This is a genomic window from Streptomyces sp. NPDC058375 (genome assembly GCF_042723425.1).
Classification (GTDB): Bacteria; Actinomycetota; Actinomycetes; order Streptomycetales; family Streptomycetaceae; genus Streptomyces; species Streptomyces durocortorensis.
In genome coordinates, this window is the sequence record NZ_JBHXJG010000108.1 from 1 (window position 1) to 23,582 (window position 23,582).

At 71.9% G+C, this 23,582-nt stretch carries 19 protein-coding genes, 1 tRNA gene and 1 pseudogene; 11 read left to right on the forward strand and 10 right to left on the reverse strand.

Annotated elements, in window-relative coordinates; genetic code table 11:
- The 4 genes and pseudogenes from ACFWM7_RS18835 to hutU all read right to left on the reverse strand — a co-directional run.
- Nucleotides 1-730, reverse strand: a pseudogene (locus tag ACFWM7_RS18835) (imidazolonepropionase); the annotation flags it as partial.
- Between the two features lie 146 nt (nucleotides 731-876).
- On the reverse strand, nucleotides 877-2,244 hold the full coding sequence (locus tag ACFWM7_RS18840) for a formimidoylglutamate deiminase (RefSeq protein WP_383262123.1): 1,368 nt from the start codon (nucleotides 2,242-2,244) through the stop codon (nucleotides 877-879).
- Nucleotides 2,235-3,545, reverse strand: coding sequence for an allantoate amidohydrolase (locus ACFWM7_RS18845; protein WP_383262125.1), 1,311 nt, complete (start codon nucleotides 3,543-3,545; stop codon nucleotides 2,235-2,237). The genes ACFWM7_RS18840 and ACFWM7_RS18845 overlap by 10 nt, the downstream gene beginning before the upstream one ends.
- The gene (gene hutU, locus ACFWM7_RS18850) at nucleotides 3,545-5,203 is read right to left on the reverse strand and encodes a urocanate hydratase (RefSeq protein ID WP_383262126.1); all 1,659 of its coding nucleotides are present in this window, start codon (nucleotides 5,201-5,203) and stop codon (nucleotides 3,545-3,547) included. The genes ACFWM7_RS18845 and hutU overlap by 1 nt, the downstream gene beginning before the upstream one ends.
- Nucleotides 5,204-5,350: 147 nt before the next feature.
- Here hutU and ACFWM7_RS18855 point away from each other — a divergent pair, with 147 nt between their 5' ends.
- The 5 genes from ACFWM7_RS18855 to ACFWM7_RS18875 all read left to right on the forward strand — a co-directional run bounded on the left by ACFWM7_RS18855 (nucleotide 5,351) and on the right by ACFWM7_RS18875 (nucleotide 9,193).
- Nucleotides 5,351-6,760, forward strand: a complete 1,410-nt coding sequence (locus tag ACFWM7_RS18855) for an APC family permease (protein WP_383262129.1) — start codon at nucleotides 5,351-5,353, stop codon at nucleotides 6,758-6,760.
- Nucleotides 6,761-6,918: 158 nt separating this feature from the next.
- On the forward strand, nucleotides 6,919-7,326 hold the full coding sequence (locus ACFWM7_RS18860) for a hypothetical protein (protein ID WP_383262131.1): 408 nt from the start codon (nucleotides 6,919-6,921) through the stop codon (nucleotides 7,324-7,326).
- The gene (locus ACFWM7_RS18865) at nucleotides 7,323-8,132 is read left to right on the forward strand and encodes a winged helix-turn-helix domain-containing protein (protein WP_383262132.1); all 810 of its coding nucleotides are present in this window, start codon (nucleotides 7,323-7,325) and stop codon (nucleotides 8,130-8,132) included. Before ACFWM7_RS18860 ends, ACFWM7_RS18865 begins: the two co-directional genes overlap by 4 nt.
- A gap of 38 nt (nucleotides 8,133-8,170) precedes the next feature.
- Nucleotides 8,171-8,647: a roadblock/LC7 domain-containing protein gene (locus tag ACFWM7_RS18870; protein ID WP_383262134.1), complete on the forward strand. Its 477-nt coding sequence runs from the start codon at nucleotides 8,171-8,173 to the stop codon at nucleotides 8,645-8,647.
- A gap of 171 nt (nucleotides 8,648-8,818) precedes the next feature.
- Nucleotides 8,819-9,193, forward strand: coding sequence for a hypothetical protein (locus ACFWM7_RS18875; RefSeq protein ID WP_383262135.1), 375 nt, complete (start codon nucleotides 8,819-8,821; stop codon nucleotides 9,191-9,193).
- A gap of 32 nt (nucleotides 9,194-9,225) precedes the next feature.
- Here the strand turns inward: ACFWM7_RS18875 and ACFWM7_RS18880 are convergent, their stop codons facing one another.
- The gene (locus tag ACFWM7_RS18880; RefSeq protein ID WP_205083931.1) at nucleotides 9,226-10,071 is read right to left on the reverse strand and encodes a MurR/RpiR family transcriptional regulator; all 846 of its coding nucleotides are present in this window, start codon (nucleotides 10,069-10,071) and stop codon (nucleotides 9,226-9,228) included.
- A gap of 168 nt (nucleotides 10,072-10,239) precedes the next feature.
- On the opposite strand from ACFWM7_RS18880, the gene ACFWM7_RS18885 reads away from it, so the two are divergent.
- A complete protein-coding gene (locus ACFWM7_RS18885; RefSeq protein WP_383262138.1) occupies nucleotides 10,240-10,656 on the forward strand; it encodes a hypothetical protein in 417 nt (138 codons plus the stop codon).
- 407 nt (nucleotides 10,657-11,063) lie between these two features.
- On the opposite strand, the gene ACFWM7_RS18890 is transcribed toward ACFWM7_RS18885, so the two are convergent.
- A complete protein-coding gene (locus ACFWM7_RS18890; protein WP_383262140.1) occupies nucleotides 11,064-12,470 on the reverse strand; it encodes a cystathionine beta-synthase in 1,407 nt (468 codons plus the stop codon).
- 159 nt (nucleotides 12,471-12,629) lie between these two features.
- Between ACFWM7_RS18890 and ACFWM7_RS18895 the strand changes: the two genes are divergently transcribed.
- From ACFWM7_RS18895 to ACFWM7_RS18905, 3 genes are all read left to right on the forward strand, one after another.
- Nucleotides 12,630-13,631, forward strand: a complete 1,002-nt coding sequence (locus ACFWM7_RS18895) for an SGNH/GDSL hydrolase family protein (RefSeq protein WP_383262154.1) — start codon at nucleotides 12,630-12,632, stop codon at nucleotides 13,629-13,631.
- Nucleotides 13,632-13,783: 152 nt separating this feature from the next.
- Nucleotides 13,784-15,004 carry an acetyl-CoA C-acetyltransferase gene (locus ACFWM7_RS18900; protein ID WP_383262142.1) on the forward strand — a complete coding sequence of 407 codons (1,221 nt, stop codon included), beginning with the start codon at nucleotides 13,784-13,786 and terminating at the stop codon, nucleotides 15,002-15,004.
- Between the two features lie 255 nt (nucleotides 15,005-15,259).
- Entirely contained in the window at nucleotides 15,260-16,150 is an 891-nt protein-coding gene (locus ACFWM7_RS18905; protein ID WP_383262143.1) for a hypothetical protein, read from the forward strand.
- 39 nt (nucleotides 16,151-16,189) lie between these two features.
- Here the strand turns inward: ACFWM7_RS18905 and ACFWM7_RS18910 are convergent, their stop codons facing one another.
- The 3 genes from ACFWM7_RS18910 to ACFWM7_RS18920 form a co-directional block, all read right to left on the reverse strand.
- Nucleotides 16,190-16,507 carry a hypothetical protein gene (locus tag ACFWM7_RS18910; RefSeq protein WP_383262144.1) on the reverse strand — a complete coding sequence of 106 codons (318 nt, stop codon included), beginning with the start codon at nucleotides 16,505-16,507 and terminating at the stop codon, nucleotides 16,190-16,192.
- A 135-nt stretch (nucleotides 16,508-16,642) separates the two neighbouring features.
- Nucleotides 16,643-17,524, reverse strand: coding sequence for a Bax inhibitor-1/YccA family protein (locus tag ACFWM7_RS18915; RefSeq protein WP_383262146.1), 882 nt, complete (start codon nucleotides 17,522-17,524; stop codon nucleotides 16,643-16,645).
- 180 nt (nucleotides 17,525-17,704) lie between these two features.
- A tRNA-Leu gene (locus ACFWM7_RS18920) sits at nucleotides 17,705-17,790 on the reverse strand.
- Nucleotides 17,791-18,368: 578 nt separating this feature from the next.
- On the opposite strand from ACFWM7_RS18920, the gene ACFWM7_RS18925 reads away from it, so the two are divergent.
- Together ACFWM7_RS18925 and ACFWM7_RS18930 are read left to right on the forward strand one after the other, a co-directional pair.
- Nucleotides 18,369-19,139: an ABC transporter ATP-binding protein gene (locus tag ACFWM7_RS18925; RefSeq protein ID WP_215107609.1), complete on the forward strand. Its 771-nt coding sequence runs from the start codon at nucleotides 18,369-18,371 to the stop codon at nucleotides 19,137-19,139.
- Between the two features lie 121 nt (nucleotides 19,140-19,260).
- Nucleotides 19,261-21,795, forward strand: a complete 2,535-nt coding sequence (locus ACFWM7_RS18930) for an ABC transporter permease (RefSeq protein ID WP_383262149.1) — start codon at nucleotides 19,261-19,263, stop codon at nucleotides 21,793-21,795.
- Nucleotides 21,796-21,912: 117 nt separating this feature from the next.
- On the opposite strand, the gene ACFWM7_RS18935 is transcribed toward ACFWM7_RS18930, so the two are convergent.
- On the reverse strand, nucleotides 21,913-23,226 hold the full coding sequence (locus ACFWM7_RS18935) for a class I SAM-dependent methyltransferase (RefSeq protein WP_383262151.1): 1,314 nt from the start codon (nucleotides 23,224-23,226) through the stop codon (nucleotides 21,913-21,915).
- Between the last annotated feature and the right edge of the window lie 356 nt (nucleotides 23,227-23,582).

Here is a 23,582-nt window from a genome sequence, read left to right on the forward strand (position 1 = left end):
GCTCGACGGCGAGCTGGACGCCGGGGCCGTAACTCAGCTGGTTGGCGTGGATACGGGGGTGCAGCCCCTTGGCGCGACCCGCCGTGAGGATGGCGCGGGCCTGGTCCCCGTCGAAGGCGCCCTGCTCGCAGAACACGTCGATCCAGCGGGCGTGCGGGGCGCAGGCCTCCAGCATCGGGCCGGTGACCAGGTCGACGTACCCGGCGGGGTCGTCGGCGTAGTCGGGGGACACGATGTGGGCGCCCAGGTAGGTCACCTCGTCGGTGTGGCGGCTCGCGATGCGCAGGGCGCGGGCCTCGTCCTCGACGGTGAGGCCGTAGCCGGACTTGGTCTCGAAGGTGGTGGTGCCCTGGCGCAGGGCCTCGGCGAGGTAGCGGGCGACGTTGGCGGACAGCTCCTCGTCGGAGGCGGCCCGGGTGGCGGCGACGGTGGTGCGGATGCCGCCCGCGCGGTAGGGCTGCCCGGACATGCGGGCGTTGAACTCCTGGGTGCGGTCGCCCGCGAAGACCAGGTGGGAGTGGGAGTCGACGAAGCCCGGGATCACGGCCCGGCCGGCCGCGTCGAGGACGTTGTCAGTGGCGGGTGCTTTGCTTGATTCACCGGTCCAGACGATGCGGTCGCCCTCGATGACGACGGCCGCGTCCTGGATCAGGCCCAGGGGGGTCTCGTTGCCGAGGGAGGGGTCGTTGGTGACCAGGCTGGCGATGTGGGTGACGGCGGTGGTCGTCATCTGGAGAGTGTTCTCCTTGCGTTCCGGGGGATCCGGGGTGCTGGGGCGTTCCGGGGGTTCGGGCGGGTCCGGGGGGCCTGCGCGTTCCGGGGGTGCCGATGGGTCCGGGGGGCCCGCGCGTTCCGGGGGTTCGGGCGGGTCCGGGGTCAGCCGTGCAGGGCGGCGATGGCTGTCGCGAGCGCCCGGGGCACGTCCTCGATCCGCGTGTGACGGCCGTCCCGCACGATGTGCCGTCCTGCCACGACCGTGTGCCGCACATCAGCGGCGGAGGCGGCGAATACGGCGGTCTCCGCGGCCAGTCGGGGCACCGGCCCTGCCGTCCTGACGGAGTCCAGCGCCACGGTGGTCAGATCGGCGGGGGCGCCCGGCTCCAGCACGCCCGCGTCGGGGCGGCCCAGTGCCGCGTGCCCGTCGGCGGAGGCGGCCCGCAGCAGGGCTGCGGCCGTCCAGTGACCCCGGATGTGGGTGCGCAGCCGCTCGTTGAGCTCCATCGCCCGTGCCTCCTCGAAGAGGTCGATCACGGCGTGGCTGTCGCTGCCCAGCGAGAGCGGCGAGCCCGCTTTCTGGAGGGCGGTGGCGGGGCCGATGCCGTCGGCCAGGTCGCGTTCGGTGGTGGGGCACATGCAGGTGCCGGTGGCGGAGGAGCCGAGCAGGGCGATGTCCTCCTCCGTCAGGTGCGTGTTGTGGATGCCGGTGGTGCGCGGGCCGAGGACCCCGTGGTCGGCCAGCAGCCGGGTGGGGGTGCGGCCGTGGGCGGCCAGGCAGGCGTCGTTCTCCGCCGTCTGCTCGGAGAGGTGGACGTGGAGCGGGGCTTCCCGCTCCTCGGCCCACCGCGCCACGGTGGCCAGCTGGTCCGCCGGGACCGCCCGGACGGAGTGGATCGCCGCGCCGATCAGCGTGTGGTCGTCGCCCTTGAGGAGGGAGGCGCGCTCCGCCCAGGCCTCGGCGGTGGTGTCGGAGAAGCGCAGCTGGTGCTGGTTGGGCCGCTCGCCGAATCCGGCGGCGAGATAGGCGGTGTCCAGCAGGGTGATCCGGATCCCGGCCTCGGCGGCGGCCGCGATGAGCGCCTCGCCCATGGCGTTCGGGTTGGCGTAGGGGGTGCCGCCGGGCGTGTGGTGCAGATAGTGGAATTCGCCGACGGAGGTGATGCCGGCCAGGGCCATTTCGGCGTACGTGGCGCGGGCCAGGTCGAAGTAGGTGTCCGGGGTGAGCCGGGACGCCGTGCGGTACATCAGCTCGCGCCAGGTCCAGAAGGTGCCCGAGCCGACCTGGACGGTGGAACGCAGGGCCCGGTGGAAGGCGTGGGAGTGGGTGTTGGCGAGGCCGGGGAGGGTCAGGCCGCGCAGCGCGGTCGCGCCGGGCGGCGGTGCCTCGACCCCGGTCCTGATCCCGGCGATGCGGCCGTCCGCGACGTCCAGAGTGACGCCCGGCTCGACGTGCGTGCCGAGCCAGGCGTGGTCCATCCAGTAGGTCGCGGTGACGGGCGCGCCCGCCGTCCGTTGTGTCAGCTGCACGCGAGACCTTCCAGTACGTCGGCGAGTGCCTCGACCCCGGCCGTGCAGTCGTCCTCGGCGGCGTGCTCGGCGGGTGAGTGCGAGATGCCGGTGGGGTTCCGTACGAAGAGCATGGCGGTGGGCGCCGAGGCGGACAAAATACCCGCATCGTGGCCCGCGCCGGTGCCGAGGACGGGCACGGGCCGCCCCGTGTCGCCGGCGCCTTCGAGGATCTTGGCCAGTTCGTCACGCAGGGCGTGCTCGAACTCGACGACGGGCGTGAACGATTCGCGGACGACGTCGAGGTCGATCCCGGCCCGCTCGGCGTACTCCCGGGCGGCGCGCTCGACGCCGGTGACGACGGCGTCCAGGGTGGCCTGGTCGGCGGCGCGGGAGTCGAGCCAGCCGCGGACGAGGGAGGGGATGGCGTTGACCCCGTTGGGCTCGACCGCGATCTTGCCGAAGGTGGCGAGCGCGCCGGTGAGTTCGGCCTCGCGGCGGGCGGCGAGCACGGTCTCGGCGTACGTGAGCATCGGGTCGCGGCGGTCGACGAGCCGGGTGGTGCCCGCGTGGTTGGCCTCGCCCCGGAAGTCGAACCGCCAGCGGCCGTGCGGCCAGATGGCGGAGGCGATGCCGACGGGGTCGCCGGTCAGGTCGAGGGCGCGGCCCTGCTCGACGTGGAGTTCGACGAACGCGCCGATCCGGGCGAGCCGTTCCGGGTCGGGGCCGATGGTCCCGGGGTCGTATCCGGCGTGCTCCATGGCGGCGGGCAGGGTGGTGCCGTCCGCGTCCCGGAGGCGGTGGGCGTCGGCGACGGTGAGCTGTCCGGCGGCGAGCCGGGATCCGACGCAGGCCAGCCCGAAGCGGGCGCCCTCCTCGTCACCGAAGTTGGCGATGGCCAGCGGCCGGGTGAACTCCGCTCCCCTGCGGCGGAGTTCGTCGAGCGCGGCGAAGGAGGAGACCACGCCGAGCGGGCCGTCGAAGGCGCCGCCGTCCGGGACGGAGTCCAGATGGGAGCCGGTGACGACGGCGCCCTGGGCCAGGGGGTCGCCGAGCCAGGCCCACTGGTTGCCGTTGCGGTCCCTCTCGTAGGTGAGCCCGCGCGCCTCGGCCTGTGCGCGGAACCAGGCCCGGCAGTCGAGGTCGGCCGCCGACCAGGCGTAGCGCCGGTAGCCGCCGCTGCCGGGGTGGCGCCCGATGGGAGCCAGCTCCCGCCACATCGAGAGGAAGGAGTCACCGGCACGCCACGGCTGCCGTCCCGGAGCGGGAGGGGTGGGCCCGGACATACCGGCCGGGCCCTGCCCCGAGGTGCCCGTTGGCATCAGTTGCCCTCCGTCATGGGTACGCGTACGCCCTTGTCCTCGGCGACCGACTCCGCGATGTCGTAGCCCGCGTCGACGTGGCGGATGACGCCCATGCCGGGGTCGTTCGTCAGCACGCGGCGGATCTTCTCGCCCGCCAGCTTCGTGCCGTCCGCGACGGAGACCTGGCCGGCGTGGATGGAGCGGCCCATGCCGACGCCGCCGCCGTGGTGGAGGGAGACCCAGGAGGCGCCGGAGGCGACGTTGACCATGGCATTGAGCAGTGGCCAGTCGGCGATGGCGTCGGAGCCGTCGAGCATGGCCTCGGTCTCGCGGTACGGGGAGGCGACCGAGCCGCAGTCGAGGTGGTCGCGGCCGATGGCCAGCGGGGCGGCCAGTTCGCCGCTCGCGACCATGTCGTTGAAGCGCTCGCCGGCCTTGTCGCGCTCGCCGTAGCCGAGCCAGCAGATGCGGGCGGGCAGTCCCTGGAAGTGGACGCGTTCGCCGGCCATCTTGATCCAGCGGTGCAGCGACTCGCTCTGCGGGAACAGTTCCAGCAGCGCCTTGTCGGTCTTGTGGATGTCGGACGCCTCGCCGGAGAGCGCCGCCCAGCGGAAGGGGCCCTTGCCCTCGCAGAAGAGGGGGCGGATGTAGGCGGGGACGAAGCCGGGGAAGTCGAAGGCCCGGTCGTACCCGGCGAGCTGGGCCTCGCCGCGGATGGAGTTGCCGTAGTCGAAGACCTCGGCGCCGGCGTCCATGAAGCCGACCATGGCCTCGACGTGGCGGGCCATGGACTCGCGGGCGCGCTGGGTGAAGTCGGCCGGCTTCTCGGCGGCGAGGTCGGCCATGTCGTCGAAGTCGACGCCGAGCGGCAGGTAGGCCAGCGGGTCGTGGGCGCTGGTCTGGTCGGTGACGATGTCGATCGGCGCGCTCTCGGCGAGCATCCGGGGCAGCAGCTCGGCCGCGTTGCCGAGGAGGCCGATGGAGAGCGGGCGGCGGGCGTCGCGGGCCTCGACGGCGAGCTGGAGGGCGTGCTCCAGGTTGTCGGCCTTCACGTCGAGGTAGCGGTGCTCGATACGGCGCTCGATGGCGCGCGGGTCGACGTCGATGCAGATGGCGACGCCGTCGTTCATGGTGACGGCGAGCGGCTGGGCGCCGCCCATGCCGCCGAGACCCGCGGTCAGCGTGATCGTCCCGGCGAGGGTGCCGCCGAACCTCTTCGCGGCGACGGCGGCGAAGGTCTCGTAGGTGCCCTGGAGGATGCCCTGGGTGCCGATGTAGATCCAGGACCCTGCGGTCATCTGGCCGTACATGGTGAGCCCCAACTGCTCCAGGCGGCGGAACTCCTCCCAGTTGGCCCAGTCGCCGACCAGGTTGGAGTTGGCGATGAGCACGCGCGGCGCCCACTCGTGGGTCTGCATGACGCCGACCGGCCGCCCGGACTGGACGAGCATCGTCTCGTCCTGCTTGAGCGTCTGCAGGGTGCGGACCATCGCGTCGAACGAGCGCCAGTCGCGGGCCGCCTTGCCGGTGCCGCCGTAGACGACGAGCTTGTCGGGGTGCTCGGCGACCTCGGGGTCCAGGTTGTTCTGGAGCATGCGCAGGGCGGCTTCCTGCTGCCATCCCAGGGTGCTGAGGGCGCTGCCGCGCGGCGCGCGTACGGGGCGGGGTCCTGACATGGCGGTGCCTCCTCGCGATGGTGAAAATCTATTCACATCCTGCTGCTCTGAATAGTCGTAGTCAACAGGTGCGGTTCGCGTCGCGATCGGGAACACGTTCTCCCTACCGAGCAGGAGGCCGATCCCGAGGCCGGACCGGAGGCACCGATGAGCACTCCCGACACACCCGCACCGGCGGAACCGGAGGGCCGCGGAGGCCACGGGGACCGGGCGAAACCCGGTGCGGAGCCGCCGCTCAAGCGCGCGCTGGGCCCCAAGCTGCTGATCCTCTTCGTCATCGGCGACATCCTCGGCACCGGCATCTACGCCACCACCGGAGACGTGGCGGGCAAGGTCGGCGGCGCGCTCTGGCTGCCGTTCGCGATCGGCTTCGCCGTCGCGCTGCTGACGGCGGCCTCGTACGTGGAGCTGGTCGGCAAGTACCCGAAAGCGGCCGGGGCCGCGCTCTACACCCAGAAGGCGTTCAAGGTCCCCTTCCTGACCTTCGTCGTCGCCTTCATGGTCATGTGCTCGGGCCTCTCCTCCGCGAGCGCGGCGGCGCGGGCGTTCAGCGGCGACTACCTGGGCGAGTTCACCGACGCGGTGCCGCCGACGCTGATCGCGATCCTGTTCGTCCTCGCCCTGGCCGCGATCAACCTGCGCGGGGTCGCCGAGTCGGTCAGGGCGAACGTCGTCCTGACCCTGGTCGAGGTCAGCGGGCTCGCGGTGATCCTCGCGATCGGCGCGTACGCCGTGTTCAGCGGCGAGGGCGAACCCTCCCGGCTGACCCAGATCGAGACCGGCGGCACCGGATACGCCCTGCTCACCGGCGTCCTCGGCGCCACCGCACTCGGCTTCTTCGCCTTCGTCGGCTTCGAGGACTCGGTCAACATGGCCGAGGAGACCAAGAACCCCGCCCGCTCCTTCCCCCGCGCCATCTTCATCGGCGTGGGCGTCACCGGCACCATCTACGTCCTGGTCGCCCTGGTCTCCTCGCTCCTGGTCGACTCGCGCACCCTGTCGGGATCCAGCGGCCCGCTGCTGGAGGTGGTGAAGGCCGGGGGCGTCGATTTCCCGCCGAAACTCTTCGCGCTGATCGCCCTGTTCGCCGTCACCAACTCGGCGCTGATCAACATCATGATGGCCTCGCGGCTCTGCTACGGCATGGCCAACGAGCGCATCCTGCCGCCCATGATGGGCAAGGTGCTGGCCGGCCGGCGCACCCCCTGGGTCGGGATCGTCTTCGTCTCCGCCCTGGCGATCGGCCTGGTCTCCACCGGCGAGATCGAGGGGCTCGGCGACACCACCTCGTTCCTGCTGCTCTGCGTCTTCGCCGTGGTCAACGTCGCCGTACTGGTGCTGCGCAAGGACCGGGTGGACCACCGCCACTTCCGTACGCCCACGGTGCTTCCGGTGCTCGGCGCGCTCACCTCGCTGATCCTGGCGAGCCCGCTCGCCGACCGGGGCTCCGACGTGTACGTACGGGCCGGGATCCTGCTGCTGATCGGGATCGGGCTGTGGGCGCTCAACAAGGTGGTGATGACGGCCCGCGAGAAGTCCGGCGCCGACGCGGCTTGACCGGACGTCACCTCGCCTCCCGGCCACCACATTTCAGCCGCTCCTTTACACCCCGGAGGGCATGTACCAAAGGAAAATGCCAGAACCTCCACCTGCCGTGAGCACGTTGCGTAGCCTCTGCGTCACAGCCGTACACCACGTCGGGAGGGGAAAACCGCGTGCCCGGAATCGACGAGTGCCTGCTCGAAGTCATGAGGCTGCCCGGTGCCCGGGGCGCCTCGGTGGTCGACTGGACGAGCGGTCTCGCCCTCGGCACCATCGGGGACTCCCCCAACGGCGACCACGAGGCGACCGCCGCCGAGACGGCGGAGGTCGCCCGCATGACCGCCGAACAGCCCGCCTTCGCCCGCCTCGGCGCGGCAGACGAACGGTCCGCGGAGTCACCGAGCACCCCCGTGGAGGACGTCATCGTCACCACCCATGACGGATACCACATGCTCCGATTCGTGGAGACGGCATTCGACAGCAGCGTCTTCCTCCATCTGTGGCTCGACCGCTCCGCGGGCAACCTCGCGCTCGCCCGGATGCGGCTCGGCGAACTGGCCGAGCGGCTGGTGCTGGCATGAGCGCGATAGCCGCCGACCCCGACGCCCCGGAGACCGACCGGCTCCCGGTCCTCTCCCCGATGCTCCAGCGCCTGGCCGCGGAACGGGCCACCGGCGCCCTGATGCGCGACCGCGGCACGCTCTACCTCGCCGACGGCCAGGTGGTGCACGCCGAGAGCCCCGCCACCCCCGGCATCGACGTCCTGCTCACCACCGGCGGAACCCTGCGGCACGAGGGGTGGTGGGACGCCGTGGCCCAGGCCGGGGCGGGCCGCCGGGTCGGCCGCTATCTCGTGGACAGCGGTCATGTGCCGGGCGGCGCACTGGAGTTGTGCCATCTGGGCGCGCTGTACGACGCCGCGTTCTTCGCGCTCGCCCCGACCGGGACGCCCGCCCGCTTCCGTTACGGGGTGGCGCACTGGATCGGTCCGGTGCGGCCCGTCCCGGTGGCCGCGGTGGAGCGCGAGACGCTGCGCAGACGGGAGTTCCTGGACCGGATCTGGCCCGACCCCGCCTGTGACAGCGCCCCGCTCCTGCGGACGGCGGCGCACCGGGCCGACGCCCCGGTCCCGGCCCGGCAGCGCCGGCTCCTGGAGCTGGCCGACGGGGTCCGGACAGCCTCGGACATCGCGCAGGAGCTGGGCCGTTCGGCGTTCCACATCCTGGTCGACCTGCGGCGTCTCGCGGCGGCCGGACTGGTCGAGGCGGTCCGCGCCCAGCCCCTGCCGGCCGTCGCCGACCCCGGCCGGATCACGCTTCCCGAGGTGACGGCCGACCCCGATATCGCCCTGTTGCGCCGGCTCCGAGACGCATTGGAGGCCCTGTGATACGCGCGCTCAGACAGCGTGCCGGGAGGAGACAGCTGATGGTGCCCGAGGCCGAAGTGCGTGATGTCCTCGACGAGCTCCAGCGGTTACGCGCCCGGGTTCCGATGCTCTCCGGGGCGCTGGCCGCCTCCACCGACGGTCTGGTCCTGGCCCACGACACCCCGGGCGTCGAGGCGGAGGGCGTCGCCGCCCTCACCGCCGCCGCCCTCGGCGTCTCCATCCGGATGACCGACGCCACCGGCCGGGGCGGCTTCCGCGAACTGCTGGTCCGCGGCGGCAACGGCTACATCGCCACCTACGCCGCGGGCTCCTCCGCCGTCCTGACCCTACTCGCCGAGGACCGCATCAACGTCGGCCGGCTCCATCTGGAGGGCCGCCGCGCGGGCGCCCGCATCGGCGAACTCGTCGACGCCGCCCTGGAACGGGTCGAGCGCCCCGCCACGCACACCCCCCGCGCCGTGCCTCCGCGCCCCGCCACCGCCCCCGACCGCGCCCTGCCGCAACGCCCCACGTAACACGCCTCCCGCGCAGCGGCCGCCCGATCCCCCCACCCGTACCGCCACAACCACCGGGACTCAGCCATCACGCAGAAGCCCGAGCACCAGCCCGCACAGAAACCGGCCCAGCGGCCGGCACCGAAACGGACCCGGTCACCGCGACCGGCCAGGGAAAGGAAACGAGCCCCCATGGCGAACACCGAAGCGGCACTGAAGGAAGCGATGAGCTCGATCGAGGGCACCACGGGTGTCGCCCTCGTCGACTACACGAGCGGGATGGCCCTGGGCACGCTCGGCGGCGGGAAGGACTTCAACCTGGAGGTCGCCGCCGCGGGCAACACCGACGTGATCCGCGCCAAGCTCCGCACCATGGAGCACCTGGGGCTCAAGGAGGAGATCGAGGACATCCTCATCACCCTCGGCACCCAGTACCACCTGATCCGGCTGCTCAAGACCCGTGGCGGCAACGGCCTGTTCCTCTACCTGGTGCTGGACGCGAGCCGGGCGAACCTGGCGATGGCCCGCCACCAGCTCAAGAAGATCGAGGCGGAGCTGGAGGTCTGACGCGTCCGGGGCGGCGCGGGGCCCGGGGGCTGTCACTCCACGAACAGGCCGCGCGCCGCCGCCCGTACGTCGAACTCCTCCAACCGCGCCTGGGCGTCGGGGAGTCCGTCGCACATCGCCTCCAGTAGCACCCGGCCGAGCAGCATCGGCGCGCAGACGGTGTCGAAGGAGAGCCCGGAGCCGATCGCCGCCGGGAGCAGCAGATCGCTGTGCTTGGCGACGGGGGCGAAGGCGGAGTCGGCGACCGTCACGACGGTCAGCCCCTGGTCCTGGGCGTACGCGAGCGCGTCCACGCTCTCCTTGGGGTGGCGCGGCAGCGCGAAGCACATCAGGGCGGTGGCGCCGGCCCGGCGGGCGGAGTCGATCCGGTCGGGCAGCATGCTGCCGCCCTCGTCGAGCACCCGTACGTCGGGGTGCACCTTGGCGGCGAAGTAGCCGAAGCCGCGCGCCTGCGAGGAGGCGGCGCGCAGCCCGAGCACCGGCAGCGGCCGGGAGCCGGCGAGCAGCCGCCCGGCCCGCTCGACGGGGGCGGGGTCGGCGAGCACGTCGGAGAGGTGCTGGAGGTTCTCGATCTCGGCGCGGACGGCCTGCTGGTATTCGTTGTACCGCTCCCCCGCGTCCTCCTGCTCCGGGTCGGCGGGCGCGACCTCGCGCAGATGCCGGCGCAGCGCCGGATAGCCGTCGAAGCCGAGGGCGACGGCGAAGCGGGTGACGGAGGGCTGGCTGACCCCGGCCAGTTCGGCCAGCTCGACGCTGGAGAGGAACGGCGCGTCGGCCGCCCGGCGGACCATGCAGTGCGCGATGCGCCGCTGGGTGGGCGTGAGCCGGTGGCCCTCGAAGAGCCGCTGCAACCGTGCGGCGGGGCTGCTCCCGCTCATGGTGTCCCCTTGCTGGATCCGTCGTGCCCGACCGGCGCCGACCATTCTATTCAGCCAGGAAGGTCGCTGTATGTCCATATGCAGGAGCCCTGTAAGGGGGGTTAGCCCCACGGAATTCGGGGGCTAACCCTACTGTCACGGGGGCCTGGAATCCGTAGCGTCATCCGTATGGAAGCCCGTGACCACGAGCTCAAGAAGGAGCTCGCCGCCACCCTCCAGGCCCGCGGCGAGCTGGGCGCGGAGTACGAGTCCGTGCTCATCGAGTCGTTCCTGGAGAAGGTCGAGCAGCGCCTCGACACCACGCTCGACCGCCGGGTCCGCCGTCAGCTCGCCGAGCAGCAGATGACCAGCGCCCGAGGCGCGCGTCCGGCGCAGCCGGAGACCTTCGGGGAGCGGCACGCGCTGGGGATCGTCTCGTTGATCCTGGCCGTCCCGCTGTCCGCGATCGGCGTCGTGAACGCCGGGATCGAGGGGCTGGTGGTGGCCTGGCTCGGCATCGTCGGCGTCAACGCGTTCCAGGCGGCGCGGGGTGGGGGGCTGTTCCGCCGCCGGGACGAACGGACGTCGTCCGACTGGAAGGACTGAGCCCGGCGCACGCAGTGGCGGAGAAGGGCCGAGCCCGAAGGTTATGTCGCGGGGACCGCCGCACCCCCGGTTGCCCGGGGGGCGGGACGACGGCGGTCCCCGCGAGGGACGCGGTCCGGGTCAGGGCCGGATGCCCGCGTCCGGGCGACGGTGGAGGTCCGGGAGCCGCTCCGTAGTCCGGTGTCGCCGTTCTGGGTGCCGACGGGTTTCCCTGCCGACACCCACCAATGTGCCGGAGCCGTGTTAAGCGGGTGCTGCGCGGACGTGACGCGCTCGTACCGTTTTCGCGAAGCCCGGCGACAGGCCTCGGGAGACCCGCGCCGGACTCTCGCAAGGCCCCGCGCCCGGCTTCCCGAGGCCCCGAGCCCGGTCCCGGCCGGGCAGCGGGAACGCCCGGGAACGCCCCGTCAGGCCTTCGCCGTGCCCGCGTCCTTGGCAAGGAACGCCAGCACGTCCTGCCGGCTCACGACGCCCTTCGGCTTGCCCTCGACGAGCACGATCGCCGCGTCGGCCCCGTCCGTGCCGCTGAGCACGGCCATCAGGTCCTCGACCGGTTCGCCGGAGCCGACCTGCGGGAGCGGGGCCGACATGTGCTTCTCCAGCGGGTCGGTCAGCGAGGCGCGCTGGGTGAACAGCGCGTCCAGCAGCTGCCGTTCCACCACGGAGCCGATGACCTCGGCGGCCATCACGTCCGGGTGGCCGGCGCCCGGCTTCACGATCGGCATCTGGGAGACGCCGTACTCGCGCAGCACGTCGATGGCCTCGCCGACCGTCTCCTCCGGGTGCATGTGGACGAGGGAGGGCATCGGGCCCTCCTTGAAGTCCAGGACCGCGCCGACCCGGGCGGAGGTGCCGGTGTCCTCCAGGAAGCCGTAGTCGGCCATCCACTCGTCGTTGAAGATCTTGCTCAGGTAGCCGCGCCCGCTGTCGGGGAGCAGCACCACGACGACGTCCTCGGGGCCGAGCCGCCCCGCGACCTCCAGGGCCCCGACGACCGCCATGCCGCAGGAGCCGCCGACGAGCAGCCCCTCCTCCTTGGCAAGGCGGCGGGTCATCTGGAAGGAGTCCTTGTCGGACACCGCGACGATCTCGTCCGTCACGTTGCGGTCGTAGGCGCTCGGCCAGAAGTCCTCGCCGACGCCCTCGACCAGATACGGCCGCCCGGAGCCGCCGGAGTAGACCGAGCCCTCCGGGTCCGCGCCGATGACCTGGACCGCGCCGTCGCTGATCTCCTTGAGGTAGCGCCCGGTGCCGCTGATGGTGCCGCCGGTGCCGACGCCCGCGACGAAGTGGGTGATCTTCCCCTCCGTCTGCTCCCACAGTTCGGGACCGGTGGTCTCGTAGTGCGAGCGCGGGTTGTTGGGGTTGGAGTACTGGTCGGGCTTCCAGGCGCCCGGCGTCTCGGTGACCAGCCGGTCGGAGACGTTGTAGTACGAGTCCGGGTGCTCAGGGTCGACGGCCGTGGGGCAGACGACGACCTCGGCGCCGTACGCGCGCAGCACGTTGATCTTGTCCGTGGACACCTTGTCCGGGCAGACGAAGATGCACTTGTAGCCCTTCTGCTGGGCGACGATGGCGAGCCCGACGCCGGTGTTGCCGCTGGTCGGCTCGACGATCGTGCCGCCGGGCTTCAGCTCCCCGCTCTGCTCGGCCGCCTCGATCATGCGCAGCGCGATGCGGTCCTTCACCGACCCGCCGGGGTTGAAGTACTCGACCTTGGCCAGGACGGTCGCCTGGATACCTGCCGTGACGTTGCGCAGCCTCACCAGCGGGGTGTTGCCGACAAGACTGATCATCGAATCGTGGAATTGCACCGTGTACTCCGGGATCTCCGAGATGGTCCGGCCCAGAGTATGCGTACGGGACGCACTGTGCGTACGGGAAGGAGTACACCGAGCCCCGAGCGGGGCAAGTAGGTACGTGTACGGCTGTACGGCGAGAAGGAGGTGGACCGGACTGTGTCGAGAGCAAGGGTGGCACGGCGGATCGCGGCGGGCGCGGCCTATGGCGGTGGCAGCATCGGGTTGATCGGTGCGGCGGCCGTGGGCGTGTTCCTGGCGGAGGTCCAGCTCGCGAAGAGGCAGGTCGGCGGGGGTACGGCTCCGGTTCCGCCGAGCGCGGACGGGCGGTACGGAGTGGCGTTCGCCGGGCCGAACGACGCGATGCGGCTCGGGATGCTCGGGGACTCCACGGCCGCCGGGCAGGGGGTGCGGCGGGCCGGGCAGACCCCGGGGGCGCTGCTGGCCTCGGGGCTCGCGGCGGTGGCCGAGCGGCCGGTGGACCTGCGGAACGTGGCCCTGCCCGGGGCCCGGTCGGACGATCTGGAGCGGCAGGTGTCGCTGCTGCTCGCGGATCCGGCGCGGATCCCGGACGTCTGCGTGATCATGATCGGGGCGAACGACGTCACCCACCGGATGCCCGCGACCCAGTCGGTGCGCTGTCTGACGACGGCGGTGCGCAGGCTGCGGACGGCGGGGGCGGAGGTGGTCGTCGGGACCTGCCCGGACCTCGGCACCATCGAGCCGGTCTACCAGCCGCTGCGCTGGCTGGCCCGGCGGGTGAGCCGGCAGCTGGCGGCCGCGCAGACCATCGGCGTGGTCGAGCAGGGCGGGCGCACGGTGTCGCTGGGCGACCTGCTGGGCCCCGAGTTCGCGGCGAACCCGCGCGAGCTGTTCGGCCCGGACAACTACCACCCCTCGGCCGAGGGCTATGCCACGGCGGCCATGGCGGTGCTGCCCACGCTGTGCGCGGTGCTGGGCCTGTGGCCGGAGACCGACCGGCTGGACGGCGCGCGCCGCGAGGACATCCTCCCGGTGGCGAAGGCCGCGTCCCAGGCGGCCCGGGAGGCCGGTACGGAGGTCACGGGCGCGCGGGCTCCCTGGGCCCTCCTCAAGCACCGCAGGCGGCGGCGTCTGCCCGCCTCCACGGAACCCACCCCGCACGCCCACCCGGACGCGGCCCACGGGCACGCGTAACGGGTGGCGCCCGGCAGGAGGCCGCGCTGAGCAAGCGCTTAGAAAAGAGTCCCGCATCACACGGCCTGCCGGGTGACCCCGGCGATACGTCCGGGTAACTTCCAGAGGAGTTCTGCCGTCCACACAGCCTTCCAGCCCCTTGGAGCCGCGTGATGCCCGAAGCCGTGATCGTCTCTGCCGCCCGTTCGCCGATCGGCCGCGCCTTCAAGGGGTCTTTGAAGGACCTGCGGGCGGACGACCTGACCGCCACGATCATCCAGACCGCGCTGGCCAAGGTTCCCGAGCTGGACCCCAAGGACATCGACGACCTGATGCTGGGCTGCGGTCTGCCCGGCGGCGAGCAGGGCAACAACCTGGGCCGCATCATCGCCGTACAGATGGGGATGGACCACCTTCCCGGCTGTACGGTCACCCGCTACTGCTCCTCCTCGCTGCAGACCAGCCGGATGGCACTGCACGCGATCAAGGCGGGCGAGGGCGACGTCTTCATCTCGGCCGGTGTCGAGATGGTGTCCCGCTTCGCCAAGGGCAACTCCGACAGCCTGCCGGACACGCACAACCCGCTGTTCGCCGAGGCGGAGGCCCGCACCGCGGCCCGCGCCGAGGTGTCCGGCGCGAGCTGGCACGACCCGCGCGAGGACGGCCTCGTCCCGGACGCGTACATCTCGATGGGGCAGACGGCGGAGAACCTGGCCCGGACCAAGGGCGTCACCCGCCAGGACATGGACGAGTTCGGCGTACGGTCGCAGAACCTCGCCGAGCAGGCCCTGAAGAACGGCTTCTGGGAGCGGGAGATCACCCCGGTCACCACCCCCGACGGCACGGTCGTCTCCAAGGACGACGGCCCGCGCGCGGGCGTCACGCTGGAGGGCGTGCAGGGCCTGAAGCCGGTGTTCCGCCCCGACGGCCTGGTCACCGCGGGCAACTGCTGCCCGCTCAACGACGGCGCGGCCGCCCTGGTGATCATGTCCGACACCAAGGCGCGCGAGCTGGGCCTGACCCCGCTGGCCCGGATCGTCTCCACCGGCGTCTGTGGCCTCTCCCCCGAGATCATGGGCTACGGCCCGGTCGAGGCCAGCAAGCAGGCGCTGAAGCGGGCCGGCCTGACCATCGACGACATCGACCTCGCCGAGATCAACGAGGCGTTCGCCGCCCAGGTCATCCCCTCCTACCGGGACCTCGGCCTGCCGCTCGACAAGGTCAACGTCAACGGCGGCGCGATCGCGGTCGGCCACCCCTTCGGCATGACCGGCGCCCGCATCACCGGCACGCTGATCAACAGCCTCCAGTTCCACGACAAGCAGTTCGGCCTGGAGACCATGTGCGTGGGCGGCGGCCAGGGCATGGCGATGGTGATCGAGCGCCTGAGCTGAGCCCGCTCGCGTCCCGCGCGGCGGGGGTCTCGAACCCCGTCGAGCCCCGACCGTGACCGAATCTCCCCCAGGATGTGATCTGCGTCCCGGGGGAGAGTCGTTTTCGCAGGTCACCGCCGATATGGGGCTAAACATCGGACCGAAAGACCTGTCCATTTCGTGACGTAATGCACTGACAGCACGTACCGGTACAGGCCAAGCTGATGTAGGAAGTCGGGGGTATCGATAGAAACCGGGAGTATGTCAGTGAGCGCCATGTCATTTGCCCTGTTGCTGACCACCGCCGCTGCCACGGCTGTCGGCGCCGCCGCACTGCACGCCGCTCACGGGCTGCGCAAGCAGGTCGTGGCGCTGCGCACGGAGCTGGCCGCCGGCCACGCCCTCAGCGCCTCGGTGCCACCACAGAGCCGCAGTACGGCCACCCCAGCCGAGGAGATACGCGCGGCCGTCGCCGACGCGCTCGCCGAGGAGCGGGAGCGCGAGCTGGCCGAGGCGCGCGCGTTCTGGGCGGCCCAGGAGGCCCGCGACGCCGCCGACGCCCCGTCCCTGCTGGGCGGTCTGGCCGGCCTGGGCGACGACGCCCCGTACTACCTGCCCCGGCAGGCCGACTTCGCCGGTCTGGAGTCGATGGACCTGGAGGCGGCCGAGGCGATGGAGGAGCTCGCGGAGCTGAGCGAGCGGACCCTCGCGGAGCACGAGATCGGCGAGCTGACCGACCTTCCGGCGGAGATCGCGGCCGACCTTCCGGAGATCGCGGAGTTCCCCGAGGACTCCCCCGAGCTGGCCGCCGCCCGCCGCCGCCACCCCTCGCACCCGGACTTCGTCCCCGTACAGACCCCCGTGGTCACCGACCACGAGCGCACCGTGAACCGGCTGGAGGAGCTGGCCGACACCGCGACCGAGCTGACCGACGTCCGGCCCGGCCCGCTGGGCACGCTCGATGTGTACGTCTTCGCCGACGGCACCACGCTCTGCATGACCCCCGGCCACCGCGAGACCGCCGAGCGGCTCGCCGGCGCCCTGCGGGCGGGCCGGCAGGCGGTGCTGCTGGGCGGCTCCGGCGTCTCGGGCGCCTACGCGCTGACCTTCTCCTGCGGCGAGGACAACGTCTACATCCTCGCCGACCGCGTCATCGCCTCGTTCTGACCGACGGGCGCGGGCCGCTCGTACGCGCACCCGCGCCACTCACGCGAAAGCCCGCGCCACCGCTTCGTCGACATACCGCACGGCCTCGTCCAGCTCCTGGGACGGGGCCGTTTCCAGTGCCACGGCCAGGTCCCGCCCGGCGACGGCGAGCTGGTCGCCCACGGCGAACATCCCGGCGTCGGGGAGCTCACGCGGCTCGGCGTCCGGGTTCTCCAGGCGCTGCGCCCGTACGGCGAGCTCCCGGGCGGCGGCCAGCGCCCCGGCGGCCGCACCGCGCTGGAGGCGGCTCTGCGGGGCCGAGCGCAGCCGGTCGGCGAAACGGTCCACGGCAAGGATCAGGGGCGTCGTATCGAGCACCCGGCCGACCCTACGCGCCCCTCGCGCACGGTCGCACCGGAGGGCGGAACGCGGAACGGCCCGCAGGCGCGGTGCCTGCGGGCCGTCCCGTACTGCGTGTGGGATCGGTCAGTCGCCTACTACGCGTGCGATCGGTCAGTCGTCGCCGCTGAGGATCGCGACCAGGCGCAGCATCTCGAAGTAGATCCACACCAGGGTCACGGTGAGACCGAACGCGGCCAGCCACTCCTCCTCGCGGGGAGCGCCGTACGCGATGCCGTCCTCGACCTGCTTGAAGTTCAGGGCGAGGATGGCCGCGCCGATGACGATGGCCACGATGCCGAAGACGACGCCGAGCGCGCCGCTGCGGAAGCCGAGGCCGTCACCGCCGCCGAACACGGCGAACAGGAGGTTGACCATCATCAGCAGCGTGAAGCCGATGAGGGCCGCCATCACGAAGCCGTAGAAGCGGCGCGTGACCCGGATGAGGCCGGTGCGGTAGGCGATCAGCACACCGGCGAAGACCGCCATGGTGCCGAGCACCGCCTGCATCGCGGCGCCGGGGGCGATGTACGTGCCGACGATGTTGCTGACGATGCCGAGGAAGACACCCTCGAACGCCGCGTAGGTCAGGATCAGCGCGGGCGAGGGCCGGCGCTTGAACGAGTTGACCAGCGACAGCACCAGGCCGATGAGCGCGGCGCCGATGGCCACGCCGTAGGCGGCGCCCAGGTTCGCCTGGTCGACCGGCATGGCCCACCACGCGGCCGCTGCGGCCACGATCACGGTGCCGAGCGTCATCGCCGTACGCGTCACGACGCCGTCGATGGTCATCACGTCGGAACGGGCGGGCGCCTGCGGGGCACCGTGCAGGTCCGTCTGCGCGTACGGGTTGGTGGCGTACGGGTTGGCGGCGGTGCCCTGCGCGTACGGGTTGCCCGTCGCGGTGGCCCCGGCCTGCGGCGCCGCGTTGAAGCCCGCGTGGCCGTTGTCGCGGCTGAAGCCCCGTCGCGAGAAGACCGGGTTGCTGCTCCTCATTTCACTCCTCCATGGCCACACTGCGTGGCCTTGCCACAAGAGTAATGGGTAGGCAAAAGAATCACCCTAGTGCCAGGGGAGGATCTTTCCGGCAGCCCGTGTGTTCCCACGGTGTTCCCGCGGCGAAGCGCGAGGACCTGGATGCGGACCGTTACGCCAGGTCACGCACGGTGCGGCGCGTGGTGCCCGGAGCCGGACTCGAACCGGCACGCCCCCGAGGGGCAGCGAGGTTTAAGCTCGCCGTGTCTACGTTCCACCATCCGGGCGTGCCGCGCGGCTCCGCGTCTGGCTACCGACCCTATCCGGGGACGTCCCTCGATCAGCGGAACAGTGGCGCGATGTTGTCTTATTTTATTGACCGCTTGAGGGACCGTCAGCACATCCGGCCGGGCTGACCACACGCCCACGGCCGATCATGGCAGGTGGGCGCACCGCGCGGGAATGACGGAAAGTCGCCGCACTCGTCCGGCCCAACGCGCCAGGTCCGCGCCAGGCCTCGCCAGGGCGTCCGCCACCCTCGGCTCCGGCGCCACTCCGACCTCGGGTCCGGCACCGCCCGGGGACGGCCCGGCCGCCGTCCCGACCGCCCCCCGCCCACGCCCCCAGTCGCTCACGCTGGGTGACCGCGAAGGGGTGGCCACGACTCCGGTCAGGGTCGGTGTCATACCCGAGGAGGACGGATCCACGCCCTCGATGCGACTCAAGAGGGCCCCGGGAACGGGCATCGGGAGGGACGACCCGGCGGGATCGGGACGTAAGGATGGAGTAAGTCCCCGAGGCATGGCGTCAACGCCCGTACCGGCACGGCCCATGCATCCGCATCACCCGAACCAGGAGCGTCCCAGTGACCACCACCCCCACCGTTCACCGCGCCACCGCGGTGGCTGCCCGCGCCACGGAGCTGTCGAAGGTCTACGGCGAGGGCGAGACGCAGGTCGTCGCCCTGGACCGGGTGACCGTGGACTTCCCGCAGGGCGAGTTCACCGCGATCATGGGCCCCTCGGGCTCCGGCAAGTCGACGCTGATGCACTGCGTCGCCGGGCTCGACAGCTTCAGCAGCGGCTCGGTGCGCATCGGCGAGACCGAGCTGTCCACCCTGAAGGACAAGCAGCTCACGCAGTTGCGCCGGGACAAGATCGGCTTCATCTTCCAGGCGTTCAACCTGCTGCCCACGCTCACCGCGCTGGAGAACATCACCCTGCCGATGGACATCGCGGGCCGTAAGCCGGACGCCGCGTGGCTCCAGAAGGTGATCGACATGGTGGGGCTCTCGGAGCGGCTGAAGCACCGCCCGACGGAGCTCTCCGGCGGTCAGCAGCAGCGCGTCGCCGTGGCCCGCGCCCTGGCCTCGCAGCCCGAGATCATCTTCGGTGACGAGCCGACCGGAAACCTGGACTCCCGCTCCGGCGCCGAGGTGCTGGGCTTCCTGCGCAACTCGGTGCGCGAGCTGGGCCAGACCGTGGTGATGGTCACGCACGACCCGGTGGCCGCCTCCTACGCGGACCGGGTCATCTTCCTCGCGGACGGCGCGGTCGTCGACCAGATGATGCACCCGACCGCCGACGGGGTCCTCGACCGGATGAAGGCGTTCGACGCGAAGGGCCGCACCAGCTGACGCCCGCGGCCGGTCGTCCCGACCGCCCGCCGCACGGCTGACGCGTACGGCCGCCGCACCCCGGCCTCCGTACCCGCGCGCCCCCGCCCTCCCCTTCCGGAACCCATCCCAGGACACAGACATGTTCCGTACCGCCCTGCGCAATGTGCTCGCGCACAAGGCCAGGCTGCTGATGACCGTGCTCGCCGTCATGCTCGGCGTAGCGTTCGTCTCCGGCACCCTGGTCTTCACCGACACCCTCGGCAACGCCTTCAGCAAGCAGTCCGCCAAGAGCTACGACAACGTCGCCGTCTCCGTGGAGACGCACGCCGACGGGCGCGACGAGAAGACCTCCGGCATCGACGAGGCCACCCTGGAGAAGATCCGGGACCTGGACGGCGTGGCCTCCGCCACCGGGCGGGTCTCCGGCTTCGCCGGGGTCGCCGACCCGGACGGCAAGCTGATCGGCAACGGCTGGTCCAACACCGGTGCGAACTTCGCCCCCGGCAAGGACGGCAAGGACACCCAGTACGTCTTCACCGACGGCTCGGGCCCGGCGAAGAACGGCTCGGTCGCGCTCGACAAGGACACCGCGAGCAAGGGCGAGTACAAGGTCGGCGACCCGGTGCGGGTCGCGACCAACGGCCCGGTGAAGGAGTACACCCTCTCGGGGATCTTCACCACCGAGGACGGGGCGGTCAACGCGGGCGGCAGCCTCGTGCTGTTCGACACCGCGACCGCCCAGCAGCTCTACCTGAAGCCCGGCGTCTTCCAGAACGCCACGGTCTCCACGGCGGGCGGCGTCTCCGACCAGAAGCTGCTGGACGAGATCACCCCGCTGCTGCCCGAGGAGGCGACCGCGCAGACCGGCAAGGCGCTGGCGGAGCAGCAGGCGAAGGACATCGAGTCCGGGCTGACCAGCCTCAACACCATGCTGCTGGCCTTCGCGGGCATCGCGCTGTTCGTCGGCATCTTCCTCATCGCCAACACCTTCACCATGCTGATCGCCCAGCGGACCCGTGAGCTGGCCCTGATGCGGGCCATCGGCGCCACCCGCCGCCAGGTGAAGCGCTCGGTGCTGCTGGAGGCCGCCGTCGTCGGCATCCTCGCCTCCGTCGTCGGCTTCCTCCTCGGTCTCGGCCTCGCCACCGGCCTGCGCTCCGCGATGGGCGTCATGGGCGGCAAGATCCCGGCCGGTCCGCTGGTCGTTTCGCCCACCGCCGTCGTCTCCGCCTTCGCGGTCGGCGTCCTGATCACCGTCCTGGCCGCCTGGCTGCCCGCCCGCCGGGCCGCGAAGATCGCCCCGGTGGCCGCGATGAGCAGCGTGCACGCCACCGCCTCCACCAAGTCCCTCGTCGTACGGAACTCCATCGGCGGCGTGATCACCCTGCTCGGCTTCGCGGGCATCGTGGGCGGCGCGGCGGCCGGCGGCACGTCCGGCCGGCAGCTGGTCGCGGCGGGCGCGTTCTTCGCGCTGATCGGCATCATCATCCTGATCCCGCTGCTCTCCCGCCCGGTCATCGCGCTGGTCCGGCCGCTGCTGAAGAAGCTGTTCGGCGTCTCCGGGAAGCTGGCCTCGCAGAACGCGGTCCGCAACCCCCGGCGTACCGGAGCCACCGCCTCCGCGCTCGCCATCGGGCTGACCCTGGTCACCGGCATCTCGGTGCTCGGCGTCACGCTCGGCCAGGCCATCGACAAGATGACCACGGACAACATCAAGGCCGACTACATGGTCACGATGGCCAGCGGCGACTCGCTCGACCAGTCCGCGCTCGACGCCCTGACCAAGGCCGACGGCGTCTCCGCGCTCTCCCCGCAGCAGGCCGCCTGGTTCGAGGTCGACGGCGAGTACCACTCGGCCTCCGGCGTCACCCCGGGCGATGTGGAGAAGGTCTTCTCGCTGACGACCGAGTCCGGCTCGCTGGCCTCGCTCAAGGACGGCCAGGTCGCGGTCGGCTCCAAGACCGCGAAGTCGAACGGCTGGAAGACCGGCGACACCCTGCCGGTGAAGTTCGACGACGAGAAGAAGGGCGAGCTGACGATCGGGGCGACCTACAAGGAGAACGAGTTCCTTTCGCCCTTCGTCATCCCGAAGGAGCTGGCGGACCAGCACAGCGCCGCCTCGCGCCCCGAGATCCGGGAGATCTGGATCAAGGCGGACGGCGGCGCCTCCCAGGCCAACGAGCAGTCCATCGTGAACGCGCTCGGCGACAACCCGGCGATGAGCGTCATGGACCGGCAGGACATCCGTGACATGTTCGGCGGCTTCATCAACACCGCCCTGAACATCATGTACGGGCTGCTCGCCATGGCCCTGCTGATCGCGGTCCTCGGCGTCGTCAACACCCTCGCGATGTCGGTGTTCGAGCGGCAGCAGGAGATCGGCATGCTTCGCGCGATCGGTCTCGACCGGGGCCGCGTCAAGCGGATGATCCGTCTGGAGGCCGTCGTCATCTCGGTCTTCGGCGCGGTGATCGGGGTCGGCCTCGGGGTCTTCCTCGGCTGGGCGATCGGCCGGACCCTGTCCGCCGACATCCCCGGCTACGCCCTGGTCATCCCGTGGGACCGGCTCGGCGTCTTCCTGCTCCTGGCCGGCCTGGTGGGCGTCCTCGCCTCGCTGTGGCCCGCTCGCAGCGCCGCGAAGCTCAACATGCTGACGGCGATCAAGACGGAGTAGCGACAGGTCCCGGGAGCGGGACGCAGGGGACGACGAGGGGCCGGTGCACCGCTGGGGAGCGGAGCGCCGGCCCCTCGCCCTGTGCCGTACGGGAACGGGAACGGGCACGCGTACGGGTCAGGCGTCCCTGTCCTCGGCGGTCTCCGTCCACTCGCGGGCGCGCAGGGGCATCCGGGAGCCGCCGCCGTCCAGCGGGCGCACCGCGAGGATCTGGTTGACGCCGATCTTGTTGCGCTCGAAGGAGAGCGCCGAGGCCGCCATGTACAGCCGCCAGATCCGGGCCCGGCCCGGGGAGGTGGCGCGTACGGCCTGCTTCCAGTGCCGCTCCAGGTTGGCCACCCACTGGCGCAGGGTCAGCGCGTAGTGCTCGCGCAGCGCCTCGACGTCCCGGGCCTCGAAGCCGGCCTCCTCCAGGGTGGCCAGGGTGCGGCCGACCGGGGCCAGTTCGCCGTCGGGGAAGACGTAGGCGTCGATGAACGCGTCGATGCGGTAGGCGTCCTCGTCCTGCTCGGGGCGGCGGGCGATCTGGTGGTTCAGGAGGCGGCCGCCGGGCTTCAGGAGGGCGTAGAGGTCCTCGGCGTACTCGCGGTAGCGGACGGAGCCGACGTGTTCGGCCATGCCGATGGAGGAGATCGCGTCGTACGGGCCGTCGTGGACGTCCCGGTAGTCCTGGACGCGGATCTCGATCCGGTCGGTCAGGCCCTCCTCGGCGATGCGCTTGCGGGCGTGGGCGGCCTGTTCCCGGGAGAGGGTGATGCCGGTGACCCGGGCCCCGTAGTGGCGGGCGGCGTGGATGGCCATGGAGCCCCAGCCGCAGCCGACGTCCAGGAGCCGGTCGCCCTCCTTCAGGGCGAGCTTGCGGCAGACCAGGTCGAGCTTGTCGCGCTGGGCGTCCTCCAGGGTGGAGCCGCCCTGCCAGTAGGCGCAGGAGTAGACCATGGAGGGGCCGAGGACCAGGGCGTAGAAGTCGTTGCCGACGTCGTAGTGGTGGCTGATGGCCTCCTTGTCGCGGCGTCTGGTGTGCAGGGGGCCGGTGCGGCGGCGCACCTCCTCGGCGGGCGGGGCGGGCGGCGGCCAGGGGCCGGCGAGGCCGAGGAGGCCGCGGGCGAAGGCGCGGACCTTGGGGTCGCGGACCGGGTGGACGGTGTCCTTGGCGTCGGCGCCGCGGTCCCAGAGCAGTCCGGCGATCCGGCCGAGCGCCTCGTACAGATCGCCGTCGACGTCGATCTCCCCGGCCACCCACGCGCGGGCCAGGCCCAGTTCGCCCGGCTTCCACAGGAGGCGGCGCAGGGCGCGGCGGTGGCGGATCACCAGGACCGGGGCGCCGGGCGGCCCCGATTCGCTGCCGTCCCAGGCCCGGATCCGGACCGGCAGGGGTTCCGAGAGCAACTCCTCGGCGAGAGCGGTCAGCCGCGACGCGGCGTCTGCCATGGCGCACACCTCCGTGGTGTTTCCCCGACAAGCACAACAAGCACAGCAAGCACGACAAGCACAGCCGTCGCAGCGAGCACGACAAGCACAGCGAGCAAGACGGACAGACATGCTCGTAGCCCCGCCGCGACACCCCGGTGCCGTCGCGAGGTACACCTGCGTCAACTCTCCTCGCACACTCCGTCATCCCGCTACCTGGCAACGAAACGGCAAAGTGTGTGCATGCACCACCCACATCGGCGGGGCCGAGTCACCGCCGCTCACCGGCCCCCGGCCCGGCCCCACGCCCGAATACGCCGAAGGGGCCGTCCGCACCACGGATGGCGGACGGCCCCATCGGGCGTCGTACGGTGCGC

Excerpts from the sequence above, each read along its gene's own strand:
- ACFWM7_RS18845 (WP_383262125.1), bottom strand. The coding sequence starts at position 3,545 with ATGCCAACGGGCACCTCGGGGCAGGGCCCGGCCGGTATGTCCGGGCCC.
- hutU (WP_383262126.1), bottom strand. The coding sequence starts at position 5,203 with ATGTCAGGACCCCGCCCCGTACGCGCGCCGCGCGGCAGCGCCCTCAGC.
- ACFWM7_RS18855 (WP_383262129.1), top strand. The coding sequence starts at position 5,351 with ATGAGCACTCCCGACACACCCGCACCGGCGGAACCGGAGGGCCGCGGA.
- ACFWM7_RS18865 (WP_383262132.1), top strand. The coding sequence starts at position 7,323 with ATGAGCGCGATAGCCGCCGACCCCGACGCCCCGGAGACCGACCGGCTC.
- ACFWM7_RS18870 (WP_383262134.1), top strand. The coding sequence starts at position 8,171 with ATGGTGCCCGAGGCCGAAGTGCGTGATGTCCTCGACGAGCTCCAGCGG.
- ACFWM7_RS18875 (WP_383262135.1), top strand. The coding sequence starts at position 8,819 with ATGGCGAACACCGAAGCGGCACTGAAGGAAGCGATGAGCTCGATCGAG.
- ACFWM7_RS18880 (WP_205083931.1), bottom strand. The coding sequence starts at position 10,071 with ATGAGCGGGAGCAGCCCCGCCGCACGGTTGCAGCGGCTCTTCGAGGGC.
- ACFWM7_RS18885 (WP_383262138.1), top strand. The coding sequence starts at position 10,240 with ATGGAAGCCCGTGACCACGAGCTCAAGAAGGAGCTCGCCGCCACCCTC.
- ACFWM7_RS18900 (WP_383262142.1), top strand. The coding sequence starts at position 13,784 with ATGCCCGAAGCCGTGATCGTCTCTGCCGCCCGTTCGCCGATCGGCCGC.
- ACFWM7_RS18905 (WP_383262143.1), top strand. The coding sequence starts at position 15,260 with ATGTCATTTGCCCTGTTGCTGACCACCGCCGCTGCCACGGCTGTCGGC.
- ACFWM7_RS18915 (WP_383262146.1), bottom strand. The coding sequence starts at position 17,524 with ATGAGGAGCAGCAACCCGGTCTTCTCGCGACGGGGCTTCAGCCGCGAC.
- ACFWM7_RS18930 (WP_383262149.1), top strand. The coding sequence starts at position 19,261 with ATGTTCCGTACCGCCCTGCGCAATGTGCTCGCGCACAAGGCCAGGCTG.
- ACFWM7_RS18935 (WP_383262151.1), bottom strand. The coding sequence starts at position 23,226 with ATGGCAGACGCCGCGTCGCGGCTGACCGCTCTCGCCGAGGAGTTGCTC.